1 protein-coding gene is annotated in these 730 nt (G+C 46.0%); it reads right to left on the reverse strand.

The window, feature by feature from the left end:
• Nucleotides 1–630, reverse strand: a 630-nt coding sequence (locus ACTXGO_RS15405; RefSeq protein WP_443575132.1) for a pantothenate kinase, incomplete at its 3' end; no start/stop codon positions are given.
• Between the last annotated feature and the right edge of the window lie 100 nt (nucleotides 631–730).

A 730-nucleotide genomic window follows, 5' to 3' on the forward strand; every position in this document is an offset into this window, starting at 1 on the left:
GGCATCACCGCCGGTCATAATCAGCTCAAAGTTTGGGTGCCGATGAGTAATCTCATTGATAGCGCCCACGATAGATAATAAAATGCCGCGATGTACCGCATCTTGCGTGGTGATGCCATGAGTTAAGTTATCGAAACTACCGTTTGAGATTGCAATCTGCTTGGTTCCTGAGAACAGCGACTCGCGTTGCAAATAGATATTAGGAAAGATATAGCCGCCCAAATGCTTGGCGTGATCAATCAGATCAATCGTCACCGCGGTGCCGCAGCCGATCACGCACTGGCGCTTTTTTTTATCGACCGCACCAAGCATCTGTAGCCAACGATCACAGCCCAATTGCTGATCATTATAATTGCTATGCATCAACGGATGAGCGGCATCGACATGGACAAATTCAAAAGGAATATCAAGTCGGCTCAAGGTCTCAAATACTTTACTATTGAGCTCATTACCCAGCACTGAGGAGATACCGATAAAATCAGGAGCGTAGTTCTCAAATCGATCAGTCAGACCCATCAGCAGCTCAGCGGGCGCTTGCAGATGCAATTTGGCATCATGCGCGACGATCTGCCCGATATCATCTGTCAGCCAGTATTTGAGCCGAGTATTACCAAGATCTAACCAGAGCATAGCATTCCTTTTAGCATAACCTTCCCTTTTAACCGCTCTCGTTTAATGGTGCTTTTGCGAGAGCAGTATTCGTTATAAGTACCCTTTAAACTTCATTTAT

The organism is Psychrobacter sp. T6-1, from assembly GCF_052258445.1.